Annotated in this window: 13 protein-coding genes and 2 pseudogenes; 10 read left to right on the top strand and 5 right to left on the bottom strand. The window is 71.6% G+C overall.

Features of this window, described 5'->3' with window-relative positions:
- Positions 1-18: 18 nt before the first annotated feature.
- From ACTWQC_RS22130 to ACTWQC_RS22105, 6 genes and pseudogenes are all read left to right on the top strand, one after another.
- On the top strand, positions 19-1,965 hold the full coding sequence (locus tag ACTWQC_RS22130; RefSeq protein WP_443317588.1) for an ABC transporter permease: 1,947 nt from the start codon (positions 19-21) through the stop codon (positions 1,963-1,965).
- A 36-nt stretch (positions 1,966-2,001) separates the two neighbouring features.
- Complete coding sequence (locus tag ACTWQC_RS22125; protein ID WP_443317515.1) at positions 2,002-2,982, top strand: ABC transporter substrate-binding protein; 981 nt, start codon at positions 2,002-2,004, stop codon at positions 2,980-2,982.
- Between the two features lie 220 nt (positions 2,983-3,202).
- Positions 3,203-5,655 (top strand): annotated as a pseudogene (locus tag ACTWQC_RS22120) (GcvT family protein).
- Between the two features lie 19 nt (positions 5,656-5,674).
- Positions 5,675-6,907, top strand: coding sequence for a sarcosine oxidase subunit beta family protein (locus ACTWQC_RS22115; protein ID WP_443317514.1), 1,233 nt, complete (start codon positions 5,675-5,677; stop codon positions 6,905-6,907).
- A gap of 47 nt (positions 6,908-6,954) precedes the next feature.
- Positions 6,955-10,109, top strand: a pseudogene (locus ACTWQC_RS22110) (sarcosine oxidase subunit delta family protein).
- 73 nt (positions 10,110-10,182) lie between these two features.
- Positions 10,183-10,827 (top strand): sarcosine oxidase subunit gamma, encoded by a 645-nt coding sequence (locus ACTWQC_RS22105; protein ID WP_443317587.1) that lies wholly within the window; start codon positions 10,183-10,185, stop codon positions 10,825-10,827.
- Between the two features lie 52 nt (positions 10,828-10,879).
- On the opposite strand, the gene ACTWQC_RS22100 is transcribed toward ACTWQC_RS22105, so the two are convergent.
- The gene (locus tag ACTWQC_RS22100; protein WP_443317513.1) at positions 10,880-11,329 is read right to left on the bottom strand and encodes a hypothetical protein; all 450 of its coding nucleotides are present in this window, start codon (positions 11,327-11,329) and stop codon (positions 10,880-10,882) included.
- Positions 11,330-11,637: 308 nt separating this feature from the next.
- On the opposite strand from ACTWQC_RS22100, the gene ACTWQC_RS22095 reads away from it, so the two are divergent.
- From ACTWQC_RS22095 to ACTWQC_RS22085, 3 genes are read left to right on the top strand one after another with little or no spacing between them, the layout of a single operon-like run.
- A complete protein-coding gene (locus ACTWQC_RS22095; RefSeq protein ID WP_443317512.1) occupies positions 11,638-14,346 on the top strand; it encodes a nitrate- and nitrite sensing domain-containing protein in 2,709 nt (902 codons plus the stop codon).
- Positions 14,343-14,792 carry a roadblock/LC7 domain-containing protein gene (locus ACTWQC_RS22090; RefSeq protein ID WP_443317511.1) on the top strand — a complete coding sequence of 150 codons (450 nt, stop codon included), beginning with the start codon at positions 14,343-14,345 and terminating at the stop codon, positions 14,790-14,792. The genes ACTWQC_RS22095 and ACTWQC_RS22090 overlap by 4 nt, the downstream gene beginning before the upstream one ends.
- A gap of 30 nt (positions 14,793-14,822) precedes the next feature.
- Positions 14,823-15,299 (top strand): DUF742 domain-containing protein, encoded by a 477-nt coding sequence (locus tag ACTWQC_RS22085; protein ID WP_443317510.1) that lies wholly within the window; start codon positions 14,823-14,825, stop codon positions 15,297-15,299.
- 47 nt (positions 15,300-15,346) lie between these two features.
- Here ACTWQC_RS22085 and ACTWQC_RS22080 read toward each other — a convergent pair whose 3' ends face one another.
- Positions 15,347-15,586: a DUF6296 family protein gene (locus ACTWQC_RS22080; protein WP_443317509.1), complete on the bottom strand. Its 240-nt coding sequence runs from the start codon at positions 15,584-15,586 to the stop codon at positions 15,347-15,349.
- Positions 15,587-15,847: 261 nt separating this feature from the next.
- Here ACTWQC_RS22080 and ACTWQC_RS22075 point away from each other — a divergent pair, with 261 nt between their 5' ends.
- A complete protein-coding gene (locus ACTWQC_RS22075; protein ID WP_443317508.1) occupies positions 15,848-16,456 on the top strand; it encodes a GTP-binding protein in 609 nt (202 codons plus the stop codon).
- 159 nt (positions 16,457-16,615) lie between these two features.
- On the opposite strand, the gene glpK is transcribed toward ACTWQC_RS22075, so the two are convergent.
- The 3 genes from glpK to ACTWQC_RS22060 all read right to left on the bottom strand — a co-directional run bounded on the left by glpK (position 16,616) and on the right by ACTWQC_RS22060 (position 20,838).
- Positions 16,616-18,127 carry a glycerol kinase GlpK gene (gene glpK / locus ACTWQC_RS22070; protein WP_443317507.1) on the bottom strand — a complete coding sequence of 504 codons (1,512 nt, stop codon included), beginning with the start codon at positions 18,125-18,127 and terminating at the stop codon, positions 16,616-16,618.
- 22 nt (positions 18,128-18,149) lie between these two features.
- Positions 18,150-18,866: an MIP/aquaporin family protein gene (locus tag ACTWQC_RS22065; RefSeq protein WP_443317506.1), complete on the bottom strand. Its 717-nt coding sequence runs from the start codon at positions 18,864-18,866 to the stop codon at positions 18,150-18,152.
- A 271-nt stretch (positions 18,867-19,137) separates the two neighbouring features.
- The gene (locus tag ACTWQC_RS22060; RefSeq protein ID WP_443317505.1) at positions 19,138-20,838 is read right to left on the bottom strand and encodes an EAL domain-containing protein; all 1,701 of its coding nucleotides are present in this window, start codon (positions 20,836-20,838) and stop codon (positions 19,138-19,140) included.
- Positions 20,839-20,977 lie beyond the last annotated feature (139 nt).

The raw sequence follows: 20,977 nt of genomic DNA, 5'->3' as shown, positions 1-20,977 counted from the left end.
GCGCGCCTGACCGCGCCGCTGAGAGGGGGCCGCAAGCTCGCGGCGGCCGCCGTCCTCGCGAGCTGGGTCGTGCTGTGGCTCCTGCTGCGCGGGACCCATACGCTCCCCCTCGGTACCGCGGAACTGACCCCGCTGCACCGCGAGTTCAACGAGATCAACGACGCCATCGGCGCGAACCGCAACAGCAACCCGGTCTTCCTCTACTTCTTCAACGAGATCCGGCTGGTCATCGACAATCTCGTGACCTTCATCCAAGCCCTGATCTCGCAGCCCGGATACGGCCGGCCGGTCCCCGTCGTCGGCTGGCTGGGCGTCGTCGCCGTCGCGGGGTACGTCTCGTGGGCCTTCGGCAATCTGCGGGTCGCGGCGCTCGCCGTCGCCGGGTTCGTCCTCCTCGGCCTTCAGGGGCTGTGGCAGGAGAGCATGGACACCCTCGCCCTCACGGTGGCGGCGGTGCTCGTCTCCCTCCTCATCGGCATCCCGCTCGGCGTGTGGGCCGGACTGTCCGACCGGGTCAACCGCCTCATCACGCCGGCGCTCGACTTCATGCAGACGATGCCGACCTTCGTCTACCTGGCCCCGCTGACGCTGTTCTTCCTCATCGGCCCGGCCTCCGCCACCATCGCCACGCTCATCTACGCGACGCCCCCGGCCATACGCCTCACCGCGCACGCGATCCGCGGGGTTCCCGAGACGACGGTCGAGGCGGCGGAGTCGATGGGCTCGACCCGGCGGCAGACGCTCCTCAAAGTGCTGCTGCCCATGTCGAAGCGCACCATCGTGCTGGGCGTGAACCAGACCATCATGGCGGCGCTGTCCATGGTCACCATCGCCGCGCTGATCGACGCGCCGGGGCTCGGCAAGACGGTCATCAAGGCCCTTGAGACCCTCGACGTGGGCGTCGCCTTCAACGCCGGACTCGCCATCGTCGTCATGGCCATCGTGCTCGACCGGGTGACGACCGCGGCCAGCGTGCGCGTCGAGGAAGCCCGGCGCAAGGGCGGCCGCTTCCGGACGTGGCGGCGTCCGCTGCTGCTGGCCGGCGGTGCGGCCACCGCCGTCTGCGTATGGCTGTCCCACACCTACGTCTGGGCGGCGGAGTTCCCCGGCGGCGTCGACCTGGGCGGCGCCATCGCCCGTACGGCGGACTCCGTGACCGCGTGGGCGCAGGACAGCCTCGCCGGGGTGACGGAAGCCCTGCGGAATGTCACCACCACGCTGCTGCTCAATCCGTTCGAGGAGCTGCTGACCGGCTCCCCGTGGTGGCTGGTCGGAGCGGTGCTGGTGGCCGTCGGCGGGCTGCTGGGCGGGTGGCGCGCGGGCGTCACCGCTGCGGTGTGCGTGGGGCTGATCGTCGCCTCCGGCCTGTGGCGGGACGGCATGACGACGCTGGCCTCCAGCCTGGCGGCGACGGTGATCGTGCTGGCCCTCGGCGTCGTCGTGGGCGTGTGGATGGGGCGCAGCACCCTGGTGGACCGGCTGATCAGGCCCGTCCTCGACGCCGGCCAGACCATGCCCCCCTTCGTCTATCTCGTGCCGTTCCTCGCCCTGTTCGGCGCCAGCCGCTTCACGGCGATCGTCGCCGCGATCGTCTACGCGGCCCCGGTGACGATCAAGATCATCGCGGATGGGGTGCGCGCGGTGCCGCCGACCACGGTGGAGGCGGCGACAGCGGCCGGCTCGAGCAGCTGGCAGATCATCACCAAGGTGCAGCTGCCGATGGCCCGCACGTCCCTGACGCTCGCGACCAACCAGGGCCTGATCTATGTGCTGTCGATGGTCGTGGTGGGCGGTCTCGTCGGGGCCGGCGCCCTCGGTTACGACGTCGTCGCCGGATTCTCGCAGGGACAGCTGTACGGCAAGGGCCTGGCGGCAGGCCTGGCCATCGTGCTGCTCGGTGTCATGTTCGACCGCATCACGCAGGCGGCGGCGCACCGGGCCGGAAGAGCGCCGCACGGGCGCTGACGCAAGAAGGGCAGGACATACGTGGTGAGGAACGTCATGACAGCAGGGCCGGCGGCGGCGGTTCGGCGCGGCGGACTGGCAGGCCTGGCGGCGCTGGCCCTCGTGCTCAGCGGCTGCGGCGGAGCCAAGGTCGGCGAGTCCGGCTCCGGAGGCGGCAAGGCCGGAGAGTGCGGCACCTTCAATCTGGCCATCAATCCCTGGGTCGGTTATGAGGCCAATGCGGCCGTCATCGCCTATGTCGCGAAGAAGGACCTCGGGTGCACGGTGGAGAAGAAGGATCTCAAGGAAGAGGTCGCCTGGCAGGGATTCGGGACGGGTGAGGTCGACGCGATCGTCGAGAACTGGGGCCACCCCGACCTGAAGAAGAAATACATGGAGCAGCAGAAGACGGCCGTATCCGCGGGAGAGACGGGCAACAAGGGAGTCATCGGCTGGTACGTGCCGCCGTGGATGGCCAAGAAGTACCCGGACATCACCGAGTGGAAGAACCTCGACAAGTACGCCAAGCTGTTCCGGACCTCGGAGTCCGGTGGCAAGGGGCAGCTGCTGGACGGGGATCCGTCTTTCGTCACCAACGACGGCGCTCTCGTGAAGAATCTGAAGCTCGACTACAAGGTGGTGTACGCGGGCAGCGAGGCCGCGCTCATCCAGGCGTTCCGTAAGGCCGAGGCCCAGAAGACGCCGGTCCTCGGGTACTTCTACGAACCCCAGTGGCTCTTCTCGGAGCTGAAGCTCGTCAAGGTGAATCTGCCGGAGTACAAGGACGGGTGCGACGCCGACCCGGAGAAGGTCGCCTGCGACTACCCCGAATACGCCCTGGACAAGATCGTCAGCAAGAAGTTCGCCGAATCCGGCAGCCCCGCTTACGACTTGGTCAAGAATTTCACCTGGACCAACGAGGACCAGAATCTCGTGGCGCAGTACATCGCGCAGGACAAGATGTCGCCCGAGAAGGCCGCGGAGAAGTGGGTCGAGGCCAACCGCGAAAAGGTCGACTCCTGGCTCGGGAAGGGCTGATCAGGGAGGTCGGCGGAAGTTTTTCCGTGCCCGGCGGGCTGCTGTGTCAGCCCGCCGGGCACGGCTGTTTTCCGGCCTGTGGCCGGCCTCTAGCAGGCCGCTGTTCCCGGCGCAACGCTCCCTCTTGACACGACCTGGGGCGACCGGCACTGTGAGTTGCGCAACCTGATGCATGTTGCGCTCACAGCAACCGGACCGGTGTGGTGTTGGAGGGGTGGCGATGGCGGGACCGCGAGTGGTCATCATCGGCGCCGGCGTCGTGGGAGCGGCGCTGGCCGACGAACTGTCCTCCCGGGGCTGGACCGAGGTGACGGTCGTCGACCAGGGCCCGCTGCCCGCCACCGGCGGCTCGTCGTCCCACGCCCCGGGCCTGGTCTTCCAGACCAACCCCTCGAAGACGATGACCGAGCTGGCCCGCTACACCGTGGAGAAGCTCTGCTCCCTCGACGTCGACGGAGAACCCTGCTTCCTGCAGGTGGGCGGTCTCGAGATCGCCACCACGCCCGAGCGCCTGGCCGAACTCCGGCGCCGGCACGGCTGGATCACCTCATGGGGCGTCGAGGCCCGGCTGGTGGGCCCGGACGAGTGCGTCGCTCGCCACCCGCTCGTCGACCGGGAGCGGGTGCTCGGCGGGCTGCTCGTCCCCACCGACGGCCTGGCCAAGGCCGTGCTCGCGGTCGAGGCCCAGATCCGCGCCGCCACGGCCCGCGGCGTACGGTTCCTCGCCCGCCACGAGGTCCTCGACATCCGTACGGACGGCGGGGACGAGAGCGGTGACCGCGTCAGCGCGGTCGTCACCGGCCAGGGCGACATCCCCGCCGACATCGTCGTGTGCTGTGCCGGCATCTGGGGCCCCAAGGTCGCCCGCATGGCCGGGATGAACCTTCCGCTGACGCCGCTCGCCCACCAGCTGGCGTGGACGGGACCGGTCCCCGCGCTGGCCGGGCAGGCACAGGAGGCAGTCCGCCCGATCCTGCGCCACCAGGACGCCGATCTGTACTACCGCGACTGCTTCGACCGGCTCGGCATCGGCTCCTACGGCCACCGCCCCATGCCCGTCGCCGCCGACGACATCGCCCCCGTCGACTCCGCCGGGCCGATGCCCTCCGTACTGCGGTTCACCGAGGACGACTTCGCCGATGCCTGGACCGAGACCCAGTCGCTGCTGCCCGCGACCCGGGAGTCCAAGGTCGAGGAGGGCATCAACGGGCTCTTCTCCTTCACCACCGACGGTCTTCCGCTCCTTGGCGAATCCCCGGAGGTGAAGGGCTTCTGGGTGGCCGAGGCCGTCTGGGTCACCCACTCCGCGGGCGTCGGCCGCGCCATGGCCGAGTGGCTCGTCGACGGCCACTGCTCCTCGTTCGACCTGCACGAGTGCGACGTCAACCGCTTCGAGCCGCACCAACTCGCCCCCGACTACGTCCTGGCGCGCGACTGCCAGAACTTCGCCGAGGTCTACGACATCATCCACCCGCTCCAGCCGCCCGGCGCCCCGCGGCCGCTGCGCACCAGCCCGTTCCACGTCCGCCAGCGGGAGCGAGGCGCCTACTTCCTCGAGGCGTCCGGCTGGGAGCGGCCCCAGTGGTACTCCGCCAACGAGCCCCTCCTGGCCCGCTGGGACATCCCGGTGCCGAACGACTGGGCCGCACGGATGTGGTCGCCCGTCGTCGGCGCCGAGGCCCTGGCCACCCGCGAGAGCGTCGCGATGTACGACATGACGGCCCTCAAGCGGCTCGAGGTCACCGGCCGCGGAGCGGCGGCGTTCCTGCAGCGCATGACCACGGCCAACGTCGCCAAGTCCGTCGGCTCCGTCACCTACGCCCTGATGCTCGATCAGGACGGCGGCATCCGGAGCGACATCACCGTCGCCCGCTTGGGGCCCGACCGCTTCCAGGTCGGCGCCAACGGCAACCTCGACCTGGACTGGCTCACCCGGCACCTGCCCGCCGACGGCTCCGTCGCCGTCCGCGACATCACCCCGGGCACCTGCTGCATCGGCCTGTGGGGACCCAAGGCGCGCGAGGTCCTCCAGCCGCTCGCCGACGAGGACTTCTCGAACGACGGGCTGCGCTACTTCCGCGCCAAGCGCGCCCACATCGGCGCCGTCCCCGTCACGGCGATGCGCCTGAGCTACGTCGGCGAGCTCGGCTGGGAGCTCTACACGACCGCCGACATGGGGCTGAAGCTGTGGGACACGCTCTGGGACGCGGCGCGGCCTCACGGCGGCATCGCGGCCGGGCGCGGCGCCTTCAACAGCCTCCGCCTGGAGAAGGGTTACCGCTCCTTCGGCACCGACATGACCTACGAACACGACCCCTACGAGGCCGGACTCGGCTTCGCGGTCAGGCTCGACAAGGGCGACTTCATCGGCAAGGCCGCCCTGGAGCGGCGCAAGGCCGACGTACGCCGCCGGCTCACCTGCCTCACCATCGACGACCCACGGGCCGTGGTGATGGGGAAGGAGCCGGTGTACGACGGCGACGCCTGCGCCGGCTACGTCACCAGCGCCGCGTACGGCTACACGATCGGCAAGGGCATCGCCTACGCCTGGCTGCCGGCCGGGCTCGCCACGCCCGGCCGCACGCTGCACATCGGCTACTTCGACCAGCGCATCCCCGCGGTCGTCGCCGAAGAGCCGCTGTCGACCCGTCGATGACCCGCCTGCGCGGCTGACCAGGGGAGGCACAAGCGCATGGAGACCCGTACCCCGGGGGCCGCCCTTCCCGAGCACCCCGACTGGCTGTGGCGCACACCCGAGCCCAGGAGTTCGTACGACGTCGTCATCGTGGGCGGAGGCGGACACGGCCTCGCCACCGCCCACTACCTCGCGAAGAACCACGGGATCACCGACGTCGCGGTCCTCGAGCGTGGCTGGCTCGCGGGCGGCAACATGGCCCGCAACACCACCATCATCCGGTCCAACTACCTGTGGGACGAGAGCTCCGGCATCTACGAGCACGCGCTGAAGCTGTGGGAGGGGCTCGAGGACGATCTCGACTACCCCATCCTGTTCTCCCAGCGCGGTGTGCTGAACCTCGCGCACAGCCTGCAGGACGTACGGGACGGCGTGCGCCGCGTGGAGGCCAACCGCCTCAACGGAGTCGATGCGGAATGGCTCGACCCGCGGCAGGTCAAGGACGTCTGCCCGATCGTCGACATCTCGCCGGACGTGCGCTACCCGGTGATGGGGGCGACGTACCAGCCGCGCGCGGGGATCGCCAAACACGACCACGTCGCCTGGGGCCTCGCCCGCGCCGCCGACGCCGCCGGAGTCGACCTCATCCAGAACTGCGAGGTCACGGGCATCGACGTGCGGGGTGGCCGGGTGACAGGGGTGCGCACCTCGCTCGGCCCGATCGCGGCGGGCAGGGTGGCGCTGTGCGCGGCGGGACACTCCTCGGTGCTGGCCGGGATGGCGGGCTTCGACCTGCCCCTCCAGAGCCACCCGCTGCAGGCTCTGGTGTCCGAACTGCTGGAGCCCGTACACCCCACGGTCGTCATGTCGAACGCGGTGCACGTGTACGTCAGTCAGGCCCACAAGGGCGAACTGGTCATGGGAGCGGGCATCGACGCGTACAACGCCTACACGCAGCGCGGCGCGTTCCACATCATCGAACGCCAGATGGCCGCGGCGCTGGAGCTGTTCCCGGCCTTCGCCCGCGCCCACGTCCTGCGTACCTGGGGCGGGATCGTCGATGTCAGCCCCGATGCCTCACCCATCGTCGGGCTGACCCCCGTGGACCACCTGTACCTCAACTGCGGCTGGGGAACCGGCGGTTTCAAGGCCACGCCGGGGGCCGGGTGGGCCTACGCCCACACCATCGCCCACGACGAGCCGCACCCGCTGAACGCCCCCTTCTCGCTGAGGCGCTTCACCACCGGCGCGCTCGTCGACGAGCACGGCGCGGCCGCGGTCGCCCACTGAACCGCACCGCCGAGGCGAGCGAAGAACAACACCGAGGAGCCCTGCGAATGCTGCTCATCCCATGCCCCTGGTGCGGGCCTCGCGACGAGGCCGAGTTCCACTACGGCGGTCAGGCGCACGTGCCCTACCCCGAGGACCCCGCGGCCCTCACCGACGAGGAGTGGGCCCGCTACCTGTTCTTCCGCGACAACCCCAAGGGGCCCTTCCCCGAGCGGTGGAGTCATGCGGCCGGCTGCCGCCGCTGGTTCAACGCCGTCCGGGACACGGGGACCAACGAGATTCTCGCCGTCTACCGCATCGGCGAGCCGAGGCCGGTGATCTCATGACCGCGCAGGAGTTCCGGCTGCCGGCCGGCGGGCGGGTCGCGCGCCATGAGCCGCTGACCTTCCGCTTCGACGGTGTGCGCTACGAGGGCTACCGGGGCGACACGCTCGCGTCCGCGCTGCTCGCGAACGGTGTCCACACCACCGGCACGAGCGTCGGACTCGGCCGCCCGCGCGGGATCTTCGCCGCCGGGAGCGAGGAGCCGAACGCCGTCGTCCAGATCGAGGCCCCCTTCCCCGAGCCGATGCTGCCCGCGACGACGGTCGAGCTGTACGACGGGCTCGAGGCGAGCAGCCTGCCGGGGCAGGGACGGCTGGCCACGGAGCCGGACCCGGCCAGGTACGACTCCGTGCACGCCCACTGCGACCTGCTCGTCGTCGGCGCCGGGCCCACCGGTCTCGCCGCAGCGGCAGCGGCCGCCCGCAGCGGCGCCCGGGTGATCCTCGCCGACGAGCAGCCCGAGCCCGGCGGCAGCCTGCTCGGCGCCGCCGATGCCTCCCAACTGCTCGGCTGGGCCGCGGAGGTGAGCGCCGAGCTCCACGTCGCGGCCGAGGTACGGGTGCTGCGCCGCACCACGGTCGTCGGCCACTACGACGACAACTACGTGCTCGCCGTCGAGCGCCGCACCAACCACCTCGGCGGTCTGGCCTCCGCTCATGTCTCGCGCGAGCGCGTATGGCGGATCCGCGCCCGCCGGGTCGTGCTGGCGACCGGCGCCCACGAGCGGTCCCTCGCCTTCGCGGGCAACGACCTGCCCGGCGTCATGCTGGCCGGAGCCGCCCGTACGTACGCGGTCCGGTACGGCGTGCTCCCCGGCCGCCGCGCGGTCGTCTTCACCACGAACGACAGCGCGTACGCCGCCGCACTCGACCTCGCCGCCGCCGGCGTGGGCATCGCGGCGGTCGTCGACACCCGCCCGGAGGCGGGGGAGTGGGCCCGTCGCGCCGCACGGGCGGGCATCGAGGTGCTGCACGGCTACGCCGTCACCGGCACCGCGGGCGAGCCGCGGGTCTCGTCGCTCACCGTCGCTCCACCCGGCCAAAGCCCCGCGGCGGCCCGCGTGTTCGTCGCAGACCTCCTCCTCGTCTCCGGCGGCTGGAACCCCGTCGTCCACCTCTTCAGCCAGGCGGGCGGGCGGCTTCGGTACGACGAGACACTCGGCTCGTTCGTGCCGGACACCTGCCGCCAGGCCGTGGAGGCCGCCGGTGCCGCACGCGGTGTCCTCGACCTTCCGGGGTGCCTGGCCGACGGCGCGGCCGCCGGGTCCCGCGCCGTCGAGGCCGAGGGCTTCACCACTCCCGGATCGCTTCCGCTCCCCGAGGTCCCCGAAGAGCCGTCCTCGCCCGCCGGGCACCTGTGGCTCGTCCCCGGAGCGGACCCCGCCCGCTCCTTCGTCGACCTCCAGCGCGATGTCACCGCCGCCGACCTCGCCCGCGCGACGGGTGCGGGGATGCGGTCGGTCGAGCACGTCAAGCGCTACACCACCGCCGGCACGGCCCACGACCAGGGCAAGACCTCGGGCGTGCTCGCGAGCGGCGTCGTCGCGCAGCTGCTCGGCGTCGGCGTCGCCGAGCTCGGTACGACGACCTTCCGCGCCCCGTACGCCCCGGTCGCCTTCGCCACGCTGGCCGGCCGGGACCGCGGTGCGCTGCACGACCCCGTACGTGTCACCGCGCTGCACGACTGGCACCTCGCGCACGGGGCGCTGTTCGAGAACGTCGGGCAGTGGAAGCGGCCGTGGTACTACCCGCTGGACGGCGAGGACATGGCGGCGGCGGTGGAGCGGGAGTGCCGTGCCGCCCGTGAAGGCGTCGCCTTCATGGACGCCTCGACGCTCGGCAAGATCGACGTTCAGGGACCGGACGCGGGTGTCTTCCTGGACCGGCTCTACACCAACATGATGAGCACCCTGAAGGTGGGCATGATCCGCTACGGCGTGATGTGCCGCGCCGACGGCATGGTCTTCGACGACGGCACCGTCATGCGGCTCGCCGAGGACCGCTTCGTGGCCACGACCACGACGGGCAACGCCGCGGCCGTCCTCGACTGGATGGAGGAGTGGCTCCAGACGGAGTGGCCGGACCTGCGCGTGCACTGCACCTCCGTCACCGAGCAGTGGGCCACCGTCGCCCTGGTCGGCCCCCGCTCCCGCGACGTGCTCGGCGGCCTCGCCCCCGGACTGGACGTGGACGCCGAGAGCTTCTCGTTCATGGCCTGGCGCGAGGCGGCCGTCTCCGGAATCCCGGCACGGGTGTGCCGGATCAGCTTCTCCGGCGAGCTGGCGTACGAGATCAACGTGCTGCCGTGGGACGCGATCGCGCTGTGGGAGGCCCTGTACGAGGCGGGGCGCCCGCTCGGCATCACGCCGTACGGCACCGAGACCATGCACGTCCTGCGGGCCGAGAAGGGCTACCCGATCGTCGGCCAGGACACCGACGGCACCGTCACCCCGCAGGACCTCGGGATGAGCTGGGTGGTGTCGAAGAAGAAGCGCGACTTCATCGGCAAGCGTTCGTACGCCCGCGCCGACACGAGCAGGCCCGACCGCAAGCACCTCGTCGGCCTCCTCCCGGACGACCCCGGCACCCTGCTGCCCGAAGGCGCGCACCTGATCGCCGGAGAACATCCCCCAGCTACCTCCCCATGGCGAAGCCAGGGGGAGTGCCCCCACCCCGAGCCGCCGGTGCCCATGCTCGGACACGTCACCTCCAGCTATCGCAGCGCGGCGCTCGGCCGGACCTTCGCCCTCGCCCTCATCAAGGGCGGCCGGGACCGGATCGGCGACCGGCTGTACGCGCCGGTCGGGGGCGAGCTGGTCCCCGTGACGGTCGCAAGCCCTGTTCTCTACGACCCCGAGGGGGCACGCCGCGATGGTTGAGACCGCTGCCCACGCTGACATCGCTGCCCACGCTGACATCGCCGCCCGCGCCGACATGGCTGCCTGCGCCGACATGGCTGCCTGCGCTGGAAGCACTGCCCGCGCTCCATCCGCCCCCCGCCGCAGCCCGTTGGTGCACGCTGCCGGACGGTTCGCCGCCGCGACACGCGCCTCCGGCGGAGCACTGCGCCTGGCCGAGTTTCCCTTCCTCACCCAGATGTCCGTGCGTCTCGACCCCAAGGGCCCCGCAGCGGACGCCGTCGGGCTCTCGCTGGGACTCCAGCTCCCGGTGGAGCCCAACACCGTCGTGCACGGCGGCGAGTTGGCGGCTCTGTGGCTGGGGCCCGACGAGTGGCTCGTCGTGGGACCCCCGGCGTCGCGGCACGACCTCGAGGTGCGGCTGCGCGCGGCAGTCGGGGCCGGGGAAGGGGCCGGGGAAGCAGGGGGTACTGTCGTGGACGTCTCGGCGCAGCGCACCACCCTGCTCGTCGCCGGTCCCCGGTCCCGGGACCTGCTGGCCCACGGCTGCTCCCTCGACCTGCACCCCCGGTCCTTCGGAGCGGACCGTTGCGCGCAGACCACACTGGCCCGCGCGCAGGTGGTGCTGGTGGCACGCGATCCGCACAAGCCGGGCTACTGGGTGCTGGTGCGCTCCTCCTTCGCCGGCTACCTGGCCGACTGGCTGCTCGACGCCGCGGCGGAGTACACCGCCCGCTGATGACGACACGGCCGCCGCGGAGCGTACCGGCGCCTCGGATGACACCGGTGCGTCAGGCCTCTGACAACCGCCGCCCCGGTGGCCGCGACCGCTCGGCCCGGCGGGCCTCCCGCCGGGCCCTGCGCCGTTCGCGCCGCAGCGCCCGCGCCGTGCTGCTGGGCTCCGACACCACGCCGTTCCGCTGGTTCCACACCTGCCGGGTCACCCACACGTCCAGCACGCTCCACGTGGCCACGACGGTGCTCGCGACCGTACTGAGCACGGCGGGGAAGGCGAACCACGAGCCCGCCAGCGTGCAGAGAAACGCGACCATGGCCTCAATCAGCGTCACGGCGACGATGATCCAGGCCCGGACGGCGGCCGCGCGCACCGGATCCGGCATCCGCGGCCGTACAGCGGGCTCCTCGGTCCACAGCCCCCTGCGCCTCTCCCCGCGCCTCTCGTCACCGCTGCCCCCGCGACCGGTCATGTCCGGTGCCCCGATGTCCGGTTCGGTGTCCATCCACCCTCACTCCCCTCACCAGGATCACGAATGGGAGGAGACCCGAAGTTCCCGGCGGACGTGTCTTTCCGGCCAACGTGGGGTCGAACGCGAAGACCGGCCGGACGGTATGGCCCACGAGCAAGGATGTGATGTCCGGTCATCATTGGACAACTCCGGATGAGGCGTCTGCGATGCTCGGGCGAACGGCCGGACAGGTCTTAGAGATGACAGGTGAGCAGTAGTAGGCTCGCGCCGTTTATGGAAACGGAATCGGAATCGGAATCGGAACACCGCCCCCGCGCGCCGGGGTTGACGTAGGGGAGGCCATGCGCTTTCGCGGGAAGTCCATCCGCAGGAAGATCGTGGGGCTGCTTCTGGTGCCGTTGGTGTCCCTCACCTCCATCTGGGCCTTCGCGACAGTGATCACGGGCCGCGAAGCGAAACAGCTTCTGGACACCGCCCAGATCGCGGACCAGGTCGGACTTCCGGCCGAGGACACCGTCCAGGCTCTCCAGCAGGAGCGTCGGCAGACCCTGGTCTACCTCGCGGACCCCCGGAGGTCGGACGGACTGCCCCGGCTCCACGCCCAGGAGCGCGCCACCGACAGGGCCGTGGAGCTGCTGCGCGCCAACTCCCGCGAGGACGACGTACGCGACGGCATGGGATCCGACTCGGACTCCCGCCTCGACAACCTCCTCGACGGGCTGGCCGGCCTCGACACCCTGCGCCGCAAGGTCGAGGAGGGCACGGTCACCCGCCCGTACGCCTTCGCCGCGTACAACTCGCTCATCGACCCCGCCTTCGACTTCCTCAGCGCCCTGCACGCCCTCGACGACGCCGACATGGACAAGCAGGGCCGCGCGCTGGTCGGCATCACCCGCGCCCGCGAGGTGCTGGCCCGCGAGGACGCCCTGCTCGCCTCGGGACTCGCGGCCGGCCGGATGAGCAAGCGCGATCTGCGGTCCTTCTCCGACCTCGTCGCCAACCGCAAACTCCTCTACACCACCAACCTGCCGGTGCTCCCCACCACGGACAGCGCCGAGTTCGAGAAGTACTGGAACGGCCCCGACACCCTCGACCTGAGATCCACCGAGGACCGGGTCATCGACGCGGGTCCCCAGCACGCCCTGGACGACGTCAACGCCGAGCGGTGGAACGCCACCGCGGGCACCGTCCTCAAGGATCTCGACCGGATGGGCACCGAAGCGGGCGAGAGCTACCGGGACCGCGCGCAGCCGGTCGCCATCGACGTCCTGATCCAGGCGGCCGTCGCGGGCGTCCTCGGCTTCGCCGCCGTGCTGGTCTCGCTCATCGTCTCCGTACGCATCGGCCGCGCCCTGGTCCGCGACCTCACCCAGCTGCGCAAGGAGGCCCACGAGGTCTCCGGCGTACGGCTGCCCAGCGTGATGCGCCGCCTCGCCGCCGGTGAGGAGGTCGACGTCGAGACCGAGGCTCCGCGCCTCGAGTACGGCCAGGACGAGATGGGCCAGGTCGGCAAGGCGCTCAACACGCTGCAGCGCGCCGCGCTCGAGGCCGCCGTCAAGCAGTCGGAGCTGCGGCGCGGCGTCTCCGAGGTCTTCGTCAACCTCGCCCGCCGCAGCCAGGTCCTGCTGCACCGCCAGCTCACCCTCCTCGACGCCATGGAACGGCGCACCGAGGACACCGAGGAACTCGCCGACCTGTTCAAGCTCGACCACCTCACCACCCGCATGCGGCGGCACGCTGAGGGCCTGGTCATCCTCTCCGGGGCCGCCCCCTCCCGGCAGTGGCGCAGACCGATCCAGCTGATGGACGTCGTCCGCGCCGCCGTCGCCGAAGTCGAGGACTACGAGCGGGTCGAGGTGCGCCGGCTGCCCCGGATGGCCGTGACCGGGCCCGCCGTCGCCGACCTCACCCACCTCATCGCCGAACTCCTCGAGAACGCCACCGTCTTCTCGCCCCCGCACACCGGCGTCCAGGTGCTCGGAGAGCGCGTCGCCAACGGCTTCACCCTCGAAATCCACGACCGCGGCCTGGGTATGCCCCCCGAAGCCCTGCTGGACGCCAACCTCCGGCTCGCCGAGACCCCCGAGTTCGAGCTCTCCGACACCGACCGGCTCGGTCTGTTCGTCGTCAGCAGGCTCGCCCGGCGCCAGGGTGTACGCGTCTCGCTGCAGACCTCCCCCTACGGCGGCACCACCGCGGTCGTCTTCATCCCCGCGGCTCTCCTCACCGACTCCCCGGCCGGGGAGTCGCCAGACGGCCGGGAACCGGGCGAGGAGACGGGGGAGCGGGAACCGGCCGGAGGCAGGCTCGCCGCGCTCGCCCAGGTCCCCGTACCCATGGCCGGGGGGAGTGGCCCCGCGCCCGTGATCGACGGCCCCGTGGAGCTGGAAGCGCCCGTCTCCGCCCTCGACGGGGACGACGACGAGGGCCTCATTTTCCGCGGCGGGCCGGGCGAGCGCGCCTTGTGGCGGGGACGAAGGCCCGGCAGGAGCGACGCGTGGCGCGAACGGCCCGCCGAGGTCGAGCCGTGGCGCGGCCCGGCCGCCCCCGTCCCCGGCCCGGCCGCCCCCGTCCCCGGCGAGCAGCACCAGCAGGCCCACGACGGTGCAGGACACGAGCAGACCCGCGACACGGGCGGGCCCGAGGAGGTGCGCCCCGACGGCCTGGTGCCGCTGCCCCGCCGCCGCCCGCCGGTCCTGGTGTCCGACCACGGCCGGCCGGTCGGAGGACGGGACCGACGGGGCCCCAGGGGCCGGAGCGAGCAGCAACGACCCGAGCCCGCGGAGACCACCGGAACGACCGGGGGAGGGCTGCCCCGCCGGGTACGGCAAGCCAGCCTCGCCCCGCAGCTCAAGGCCGATCCCGTACCGCGCGCCGGGCAGGACACCCGGCCCGCGGACATCGAACCCGAGCGCGATGCCGAGGAGGTGAGGTCCCGTATGGCCTCCCTCCAGCGCGGCTGGCAGCGCGGCAGGGCCCACACAGGCGAGGACACCGGGTCCGCCGGGGACACCGGATCAGGAACGACATCTGAGGGGGACGGTCGATGACCACACCGCACGCCGCTACGGCACACAACGGCCCGACGGGCGCGGCAGGTGAGCTGAACTGGCTCCTCGACGAACTGGTCGACCGCGTGGGCAGCATCCGCAAAGCACTGGTGCTGTCCGGCGACGGCCTGGCCAAAGGCACGTCGAAGGACCTGACGCGGGAGGACGGCGAGCACCTGGCCGCCGTCGCCTCGGGGTTCCACAGCCTCGCCAAGGGCGTGGGACGCCACTTCGAGGCGGGAACCGTCCGGCAGACCGTCGTGGAGCTCGACGAGGCCTTCCTGTTCGTCACGGCGGCCGGAGACGGCAGCTGCCTCGCCGTGCTCGCCGACGCCGACTCCGATGTCGGGCAGATCGCGTACGAGATGACGCTGATGGTCAGGCGGGTCGGCGTTCACCTGGGCACGGCGCCGAGGTCGGGACCCGTCTCCGCTGCCGGGGGGTGACGGAGCGCCATGACGAGGAACGGGGGTGTCATGAGCGGGGACGGCCGGAACGACAGCGGAACCGACGGCCGGAACGGCAGTGGCAACGACGGCCGGGACCACGGCCCCAACGCGGCGCACTGGTTCGACGACGCGGCCGGGCCGGTCGTACGCCCCTACGCGATGACGCGCGGCAGAACCCGCAGCGCGGCCGAGGACCGGCTCGACCTCATCGCGGTGGTGGTCGCCGAGTCCAGGAGCGGCGAGCCGGGCGACTCCACCGCACCGGACGGTGCCGACCATACGCTGTCCCCCGAGCACCTCGACATCGTGAACCTCTGCCGGGAGGCCCCGCAGTCGGTCGCGGAGCTCGCGACCGACCTGGACCTCCCGGTGGGGGTCGTACGGGTGCTCATCGGCGATCTCCTCGACGCGGAGCTCGTCCGGGTCTCCCGGCCGGTGCCTCCGGCAGAACTGCCCGACGAGAGCATTCTGCGTGAGGTGATCGACGGGCTCAGGGCGCTCTGACCTCCGGGGCGCCCCGCCCGAGCGCCCCTCCCGGCTCTGGAAGGCCGTTAGTCGACGGGGCGGGCCTGAACCGCGGAGCGGTGCTCCTGGTGCCCGCCGCTGGCGATCATCCGTACCTCGGCGCGGTCGCTGATCTCCGCCCGGACGATCCCGGTGTCGTCCGTGTACACCGGGTGACCACCGGGGCCGCTCCGGTCCGTGCGGTGCACCACCACGACGTCTTCGGTCGCGGGCGCCGGTTGACCGGAACTCGCGAACACAAGTTCGTATTCCTCCGCCTGTCGCATGACGCCCTCCTCTGCCGTGAACCCCCGTTCGGTGCATAGCCCTGATTGCCCAAAATGGGGTATTCCACACCTAAAGCCACCACTTCGGACAGTTCCGGACACGGAGGGTGTACGGGCATCCACGCGGCGCGCACGGAGGCCCGCACTGCGTTCCGCGGCCCGGCCCCGCCGATTCTTCGGGACCTGGGACGCGCGGGGGAGCCGGTCGCCGCTACAGTCCTTCCGGAAGGATCCCCGTACGGCGAATCGGAAGAGAGAGCCATGGTCTTCGGGCGCTCCGAGCGGCGTCGCAAGTCCTCCGTCGAACCGGTGACGCTCAAGATCCTGGTCGCGGGCGGCTTCGGTGTCGGCAAGACGACGCTGGTCGGTGCGGTGAGCGAGATCAGACCGCTGCGCACCGAGGAACTGCTCACCGAAGCGGGCCGTCCCGTGGACCCCACCGACGGGATCGAGGCGAAGCGCACCACCACCGTCGCCATGGACTTCGGGCGGATCTCACTCCGCGACGACCTGGTGCTCTATCTCTTCGGCACGCCGGGTCAGGACCGCTTCTGGTTCCTGTGGGACGAGTTGGCGCAGGGAGCGCTCGGCGCGGTCGTGCTCGCGGACACCCGCCGCCTCAGCGACTGCTTCGCCGCCATCGACTACTTCGAGCGGCGCGGCATCTCCTTCACGGTCGCCGTCAACTGCTTCGACGGGGCCAAGCGTTACCCGCCCGACGTGGTGCGCGACGCGCTCGACCTCGACCCGGGCGTGCCCGTCCTGCTGTGCGACGCGCGGGAGCGGGCGTCCGCCAAGGACGTGCTGATCTCCGTGGTCCAGCACGCGCTGGAATCCGGCTCCGACTACCGCCAGCCCGCCGCCACCTGACGGCACGTCACGGGAGTACCAACGTAACGGGAGTACGGACGCTCACGCGAGTACGGGCCCGCGCTCCACACCGTCCGGAACGCGGGCCGTACCCGTGCGGCCCGCGGCCTCGCCGGGCTGACGCCTCGACGGGCCGCCAGGCCTCTTCCGTGGCCGCGGCTACACCCCGTTCTCCCCCACCCAGCCGAAGCTGCGCTCGACGGCCTTCCGCCAGTTGCCGTACTCGCGCTCGCGTGCCTGCGGCTCCATGTGCGGCTCCCACAGCTGGTCGCGCTTCCAGTGCGCCCGCAGCTCGTCGAGGTCCTGCCACACCCCGGTGGCGAGCCCGGCCGCGTACGCCGCGCCCAGGCACGTCGTCTCGGAGATCACCGGCCGGATGACGGGCACGCCCAGCACATCCGACTGATGCTGCATCAGCAGCCCGTTGGCGGTCATGCCGCCGTCCACCTTCAGCGAGGTGATCTGCACGCCCGAGTCCTGGTACATCGCGTCCACGACCTCGCGCGTCTGCCAGCTGGTCGCCTCCAGCACGGCCCGCGCCAGGTGCGCCTTGGTCACGTACCGGGTCAGGCCCGTGACCACACCGCGCGCGTCGGAGCGCCAGTACGGGGCGAACAGGCCGGAGAAGGCCGGGACGATGTACGCCCCGCCGTTGTCCTCGACGCTCGCCGCCAGGGTCTCGATCTCGTCGGCCGAGCTGATGATGCCGAGCTGGTCGCGGAACCACTGCACCAGGGCGCCGGTGATCGCGATGGCGCCTTCGAGGCAGTAGACCGGCTGTTCGCCGCCGAGCTGGTAGCCCATGGTCGTGAGCAGCCCGCTCTTGGACGGTACGGGCCGGTTGCCGGTGTTGAGCAGCAGGAAACTGCCGGTGCCGTAGGTGTTCTTGGCCTCGCCGACGCCATAGCAGGTCTGCCCGAACACGGCCGCCTGCTGGTCGCCGAGCGCGGAGGCCACCGGCACGCCCGCCAGCTGGCCGACAGCGGTGCCGTACACCTCGGCCGAGGAGCGGATCTCCGGCAGGATCGCCTCGGGCAGGTTCATCGTGGCCAGAATGGCCGGGTCCCACTGCAGGGTCTCGAGGTTCATCAGCATCGTCCGGCCGGCGTTCGTCACGTCGGTGACGTGCACCCCGCCGTCTGTACCGCCCGTCAGATTCCAGATGAGCCAGGAGTCGATGGTGCCGAAGGCGATCTCGCCGTTCTCGGCGCGGGCGCGCAGCCCCGGCACGTTGTCCAGCAGCCAGGCGGCCTTCGGCCCTGAGAAGTAGCTGGCGAGCGGCAGCCCGGTGGCGTCGCGGAAACGGTCCTGCCCGTCCGCGCCGCCGAGTTCGTTGCACAGCGCCGCCGTTCTGGTGTCCTGCCACACGATGGCGTTGTGCACCGGCTTGCCGGTCGAACGGTCCCACAGCACCGTCGTCTCGCGCTGGTTGGTGATGCCCAGCGCGCTGAGCTGGTCGGCGCGCAGCCCCGCCTTGGCGAGTGAACCCGCCACGACGGCCTGCACCTTGGACCAGATCTCGGTGGCGTCGTGCTCGACCCAGCCGGGCTTGGGGAATATCTGCCGGTGCTCGCGCTGGTCGACGGCGACGATCGCGCCGTCCTGATTGAAGATGATGCAGCGACTTGAAGTGGTGCCTTGGTCAATCGCGGCGACGTACGTGTCCGTCATGGACGTCTCCTGACTGCGAGGCTCAGAAAGCTGCGTTGAAGATCAGGCCGGAGAGCACCGCGCCGATCAGAGGGCCCGCCACGGGTACCCACGAGTATCCCCAGTCGGACGTGCCCTTGTGCGGGATGGGCAGCAGGGCGTGGACGATACGGGGACCGAGATCGCGCGCCGGGTTGATGGCGTAGCCCGTGGGCCCGCCGAGCGAGAGCCCGATGCCGACGACGAGGAAGGACACGATGAGGATCGTGGTGCCGGATTCGCCGAGGCCCTTGGTGAGGCCGAGGGCCAGGATCGGCAGCACCAGCCCCACCGTCGCGATGGTTTCGGTGAGAAGGTTCGCGACCGGGTTCCGGATCTCCGGGATGGTCGAGAAGATGCCCAGCGTAGGCTGTTCGTTGGCGCCGAACTGGGCGACGTACGCGAGCCAGGTGAGCGCCGCCCCGATGGCCGCGCCGACCATTTGGCCGAGGATGTAGAGCGGCACCTTGTCCCAGTCGCCGGTGTCGGTGGCGATGCCGACGGTCACCGCCGGGTTGAGATGCGCACCGGACAGCGGCGCCGCGGTGTAGGCACCGGCCATGACGCCGAAGCCCCAGCCGAAGGCGATGACGATCCACCCGGCTGCCTTCGCCTTCGAGTGGTTGAGTGTGACGGCGGCGCAGACACCCGCGCCGAAGAGGATCAGGATCGCGGTGCCGATGACCTCACCGACGAATATGTCCCCAGGGGAAAATTCCATTACGGCTCCCAGTCCCTCGCCCGGGGGTGCTCATCGCCCCGGTCCTCCGTGCTGCAGGGTGCGTCTTCCCAACCCGCTTCGGAGCCTGCGGCAGGGGTGTGCTTACCCCCCCGCCCGGGCGTCCGCGACGAGCGTGCCAACACAGCGGTATCGCCCGTGGGGAGAGGGGCCGGCGGCCCCTGGGCCGACGGCCGGCGTGCGGCGATGCCGACTGACATCCGGAAGTGTTCACCGGTGCTGTTGGGGCGTCAAGGTCGCCGACAGCACCCCCTCAACCCGTGGCGTGCACACCCCGCTGGGCCCGCGCGGAGCCGGCAGGACCGGGTACCCGCAGGTCCGTACCCCGCCGCACTTCCTGCCGTAGGGAGCCCGGCCGGCCCAGCACCCAACTGGCCCCCAGCAGCGCCTTGGCCGTCTTCTTCAGCGGGGCCAGGCAGGCCGCTGCCTGGTGGTGGTCGGCCACGCTGCCCGGCGGGCACAGCACGGTCGCGAGCGACATGGTGACGGGCATCCCGCCCGCCGACCAGGGCGCGTCGAGGACCGCGCGGGCCAGCGGCTCCATCCCCTCGGGGTCGGCCAGCAGCAGGAAGTCGTCTCCGCCGATGTGTCCGACGCGGGCGGCAGAACGGGGGGCCGCCGCCTCGGCGAGCCTGCGGCCCACCGCCCGGATCAGCTCGTCGCCGGCCGCGAACCCGGCCCCGTCGTTGACCTGTTTGAAGCCGTCCACGTCCAGCCAGCTCAGCGCGAACTCCCGGCAGTCGGCGATCCGCCGGTCCACTTCGGAGTTGATCGCGTCCGAACCGGGCAGCCGGGTCAGCGGGTTGAGCCCGGCCGCCTCCTCCACCCGGCTCTCGGCCAGCGCGCGCACGATGTCGGCCAGGTGCACCACGCCCACGCAGCGGCCCTTCGCGTCGACGACCGCCACGTCGTCGGCCGTGCGGCTGCGCTCGTCGGCCGCCACCACGTCCAGCACCTCCCACGCCGTCGCGTGCGCGCCGACCGTGCGCGGCAGGTCGCCCAGGCGCGCCGCCGGCCGGTCCGCGTACAGCGCGTGCCCGTACCGCCCGGAGAGCGACAGCAGGAAGCGGTCCCGGTCCACGGCCCGTACGGGCACCCCGTCGGCGTCGACCAGCATGACGCCTGACACCTCGGGCGATCCGGTGAGCAGGGCCCGCACCTGACCGGAGGAGGCCTCCACCGGAAGCAGCGCCGCGGGCTGAAGGAACTCCCGCACGAGCGGCCCCGCGAGACCCTGTTGAGGACCGGCGGGTGCGAGCGGCGGCCGGGCCGGGCGGTACACGTCGGCGACCGGCAGCCGCGAGGGCGGCGCGAAGAGGTCGCCCTGAGCGAGCTGTGCACCGGTGTCGCGCGCCGCGGCGCACTGCAGCTCGGTCTCCACGCCCTCGACGGCCAGTTGACCGCCCGCGTCGTCGCAGAACCGCCGCAGCCCGGCGACGACCGCCCGGCAGCCGCGGTCCTCCGGCAGCCGCGCCACGACCGAGGCGTCGATTTTGACCAGGTCCGGTGCCAGGTCCGCCAGCAGCCGCAGCGGCACGTCCCCGTCGCCCACCCCGTCGGCGCAGATCCGGAAGCCCTCGTCGCGCAGCCGCTCCACCGCCGTCAGCAGGGCGCGCTGCGGAACGTGGGTGAAGGGGGCGCCGAGGTCGACGGTCACTTCCCAGGGGCGCCGGCCCACGCCGCTGACGGCCATCTCGAGGGACGCGAGTCCGCCGAGGTCGGCGGCCGTCCCGGCGAAGACGTTCACATGCAGCGGCAGGAGCGTCTCCTGCCGCGTCGCCGACAGCACGGCGAGCGCGGCGAGTTCCCCGTCGAGATCCGCGTTGCGACGGGCCTGGGCGAGCACATCGCCCTGCTCAGGGCGGGCGAGTATCTCCAACGCCGCCACCGACCCGGTCGCGAGATTCACGACGGGCTGGAAGGCGAAGCGAAGCTGGTCCGTCCATGAAGGCACGCAAGCATGATGTCCACGACTCCCCCGTATGGACGCCCGATTCACGCAGAGTTCACGAGCCTTTCCGGAGCGTACGCCGCCGTTCGCGCTGCTGTTCGCGCCGCGTGCGGACCGAGCCCCACTGGCCCTGGACCGGCCC

This window comes from Streptomyces sp. 8N616 (genome assembly GCF_052246385.1).
GTDB lineage: Bacteria > Actinomycetota > Actinomycetes > Streptomycetales > Streptomycetaceae > Streptomyces.
Note: the sequence above shows the minus strand (reverse complement) of the source record. Positions and strands in the feature narration are given on the sequence as shown.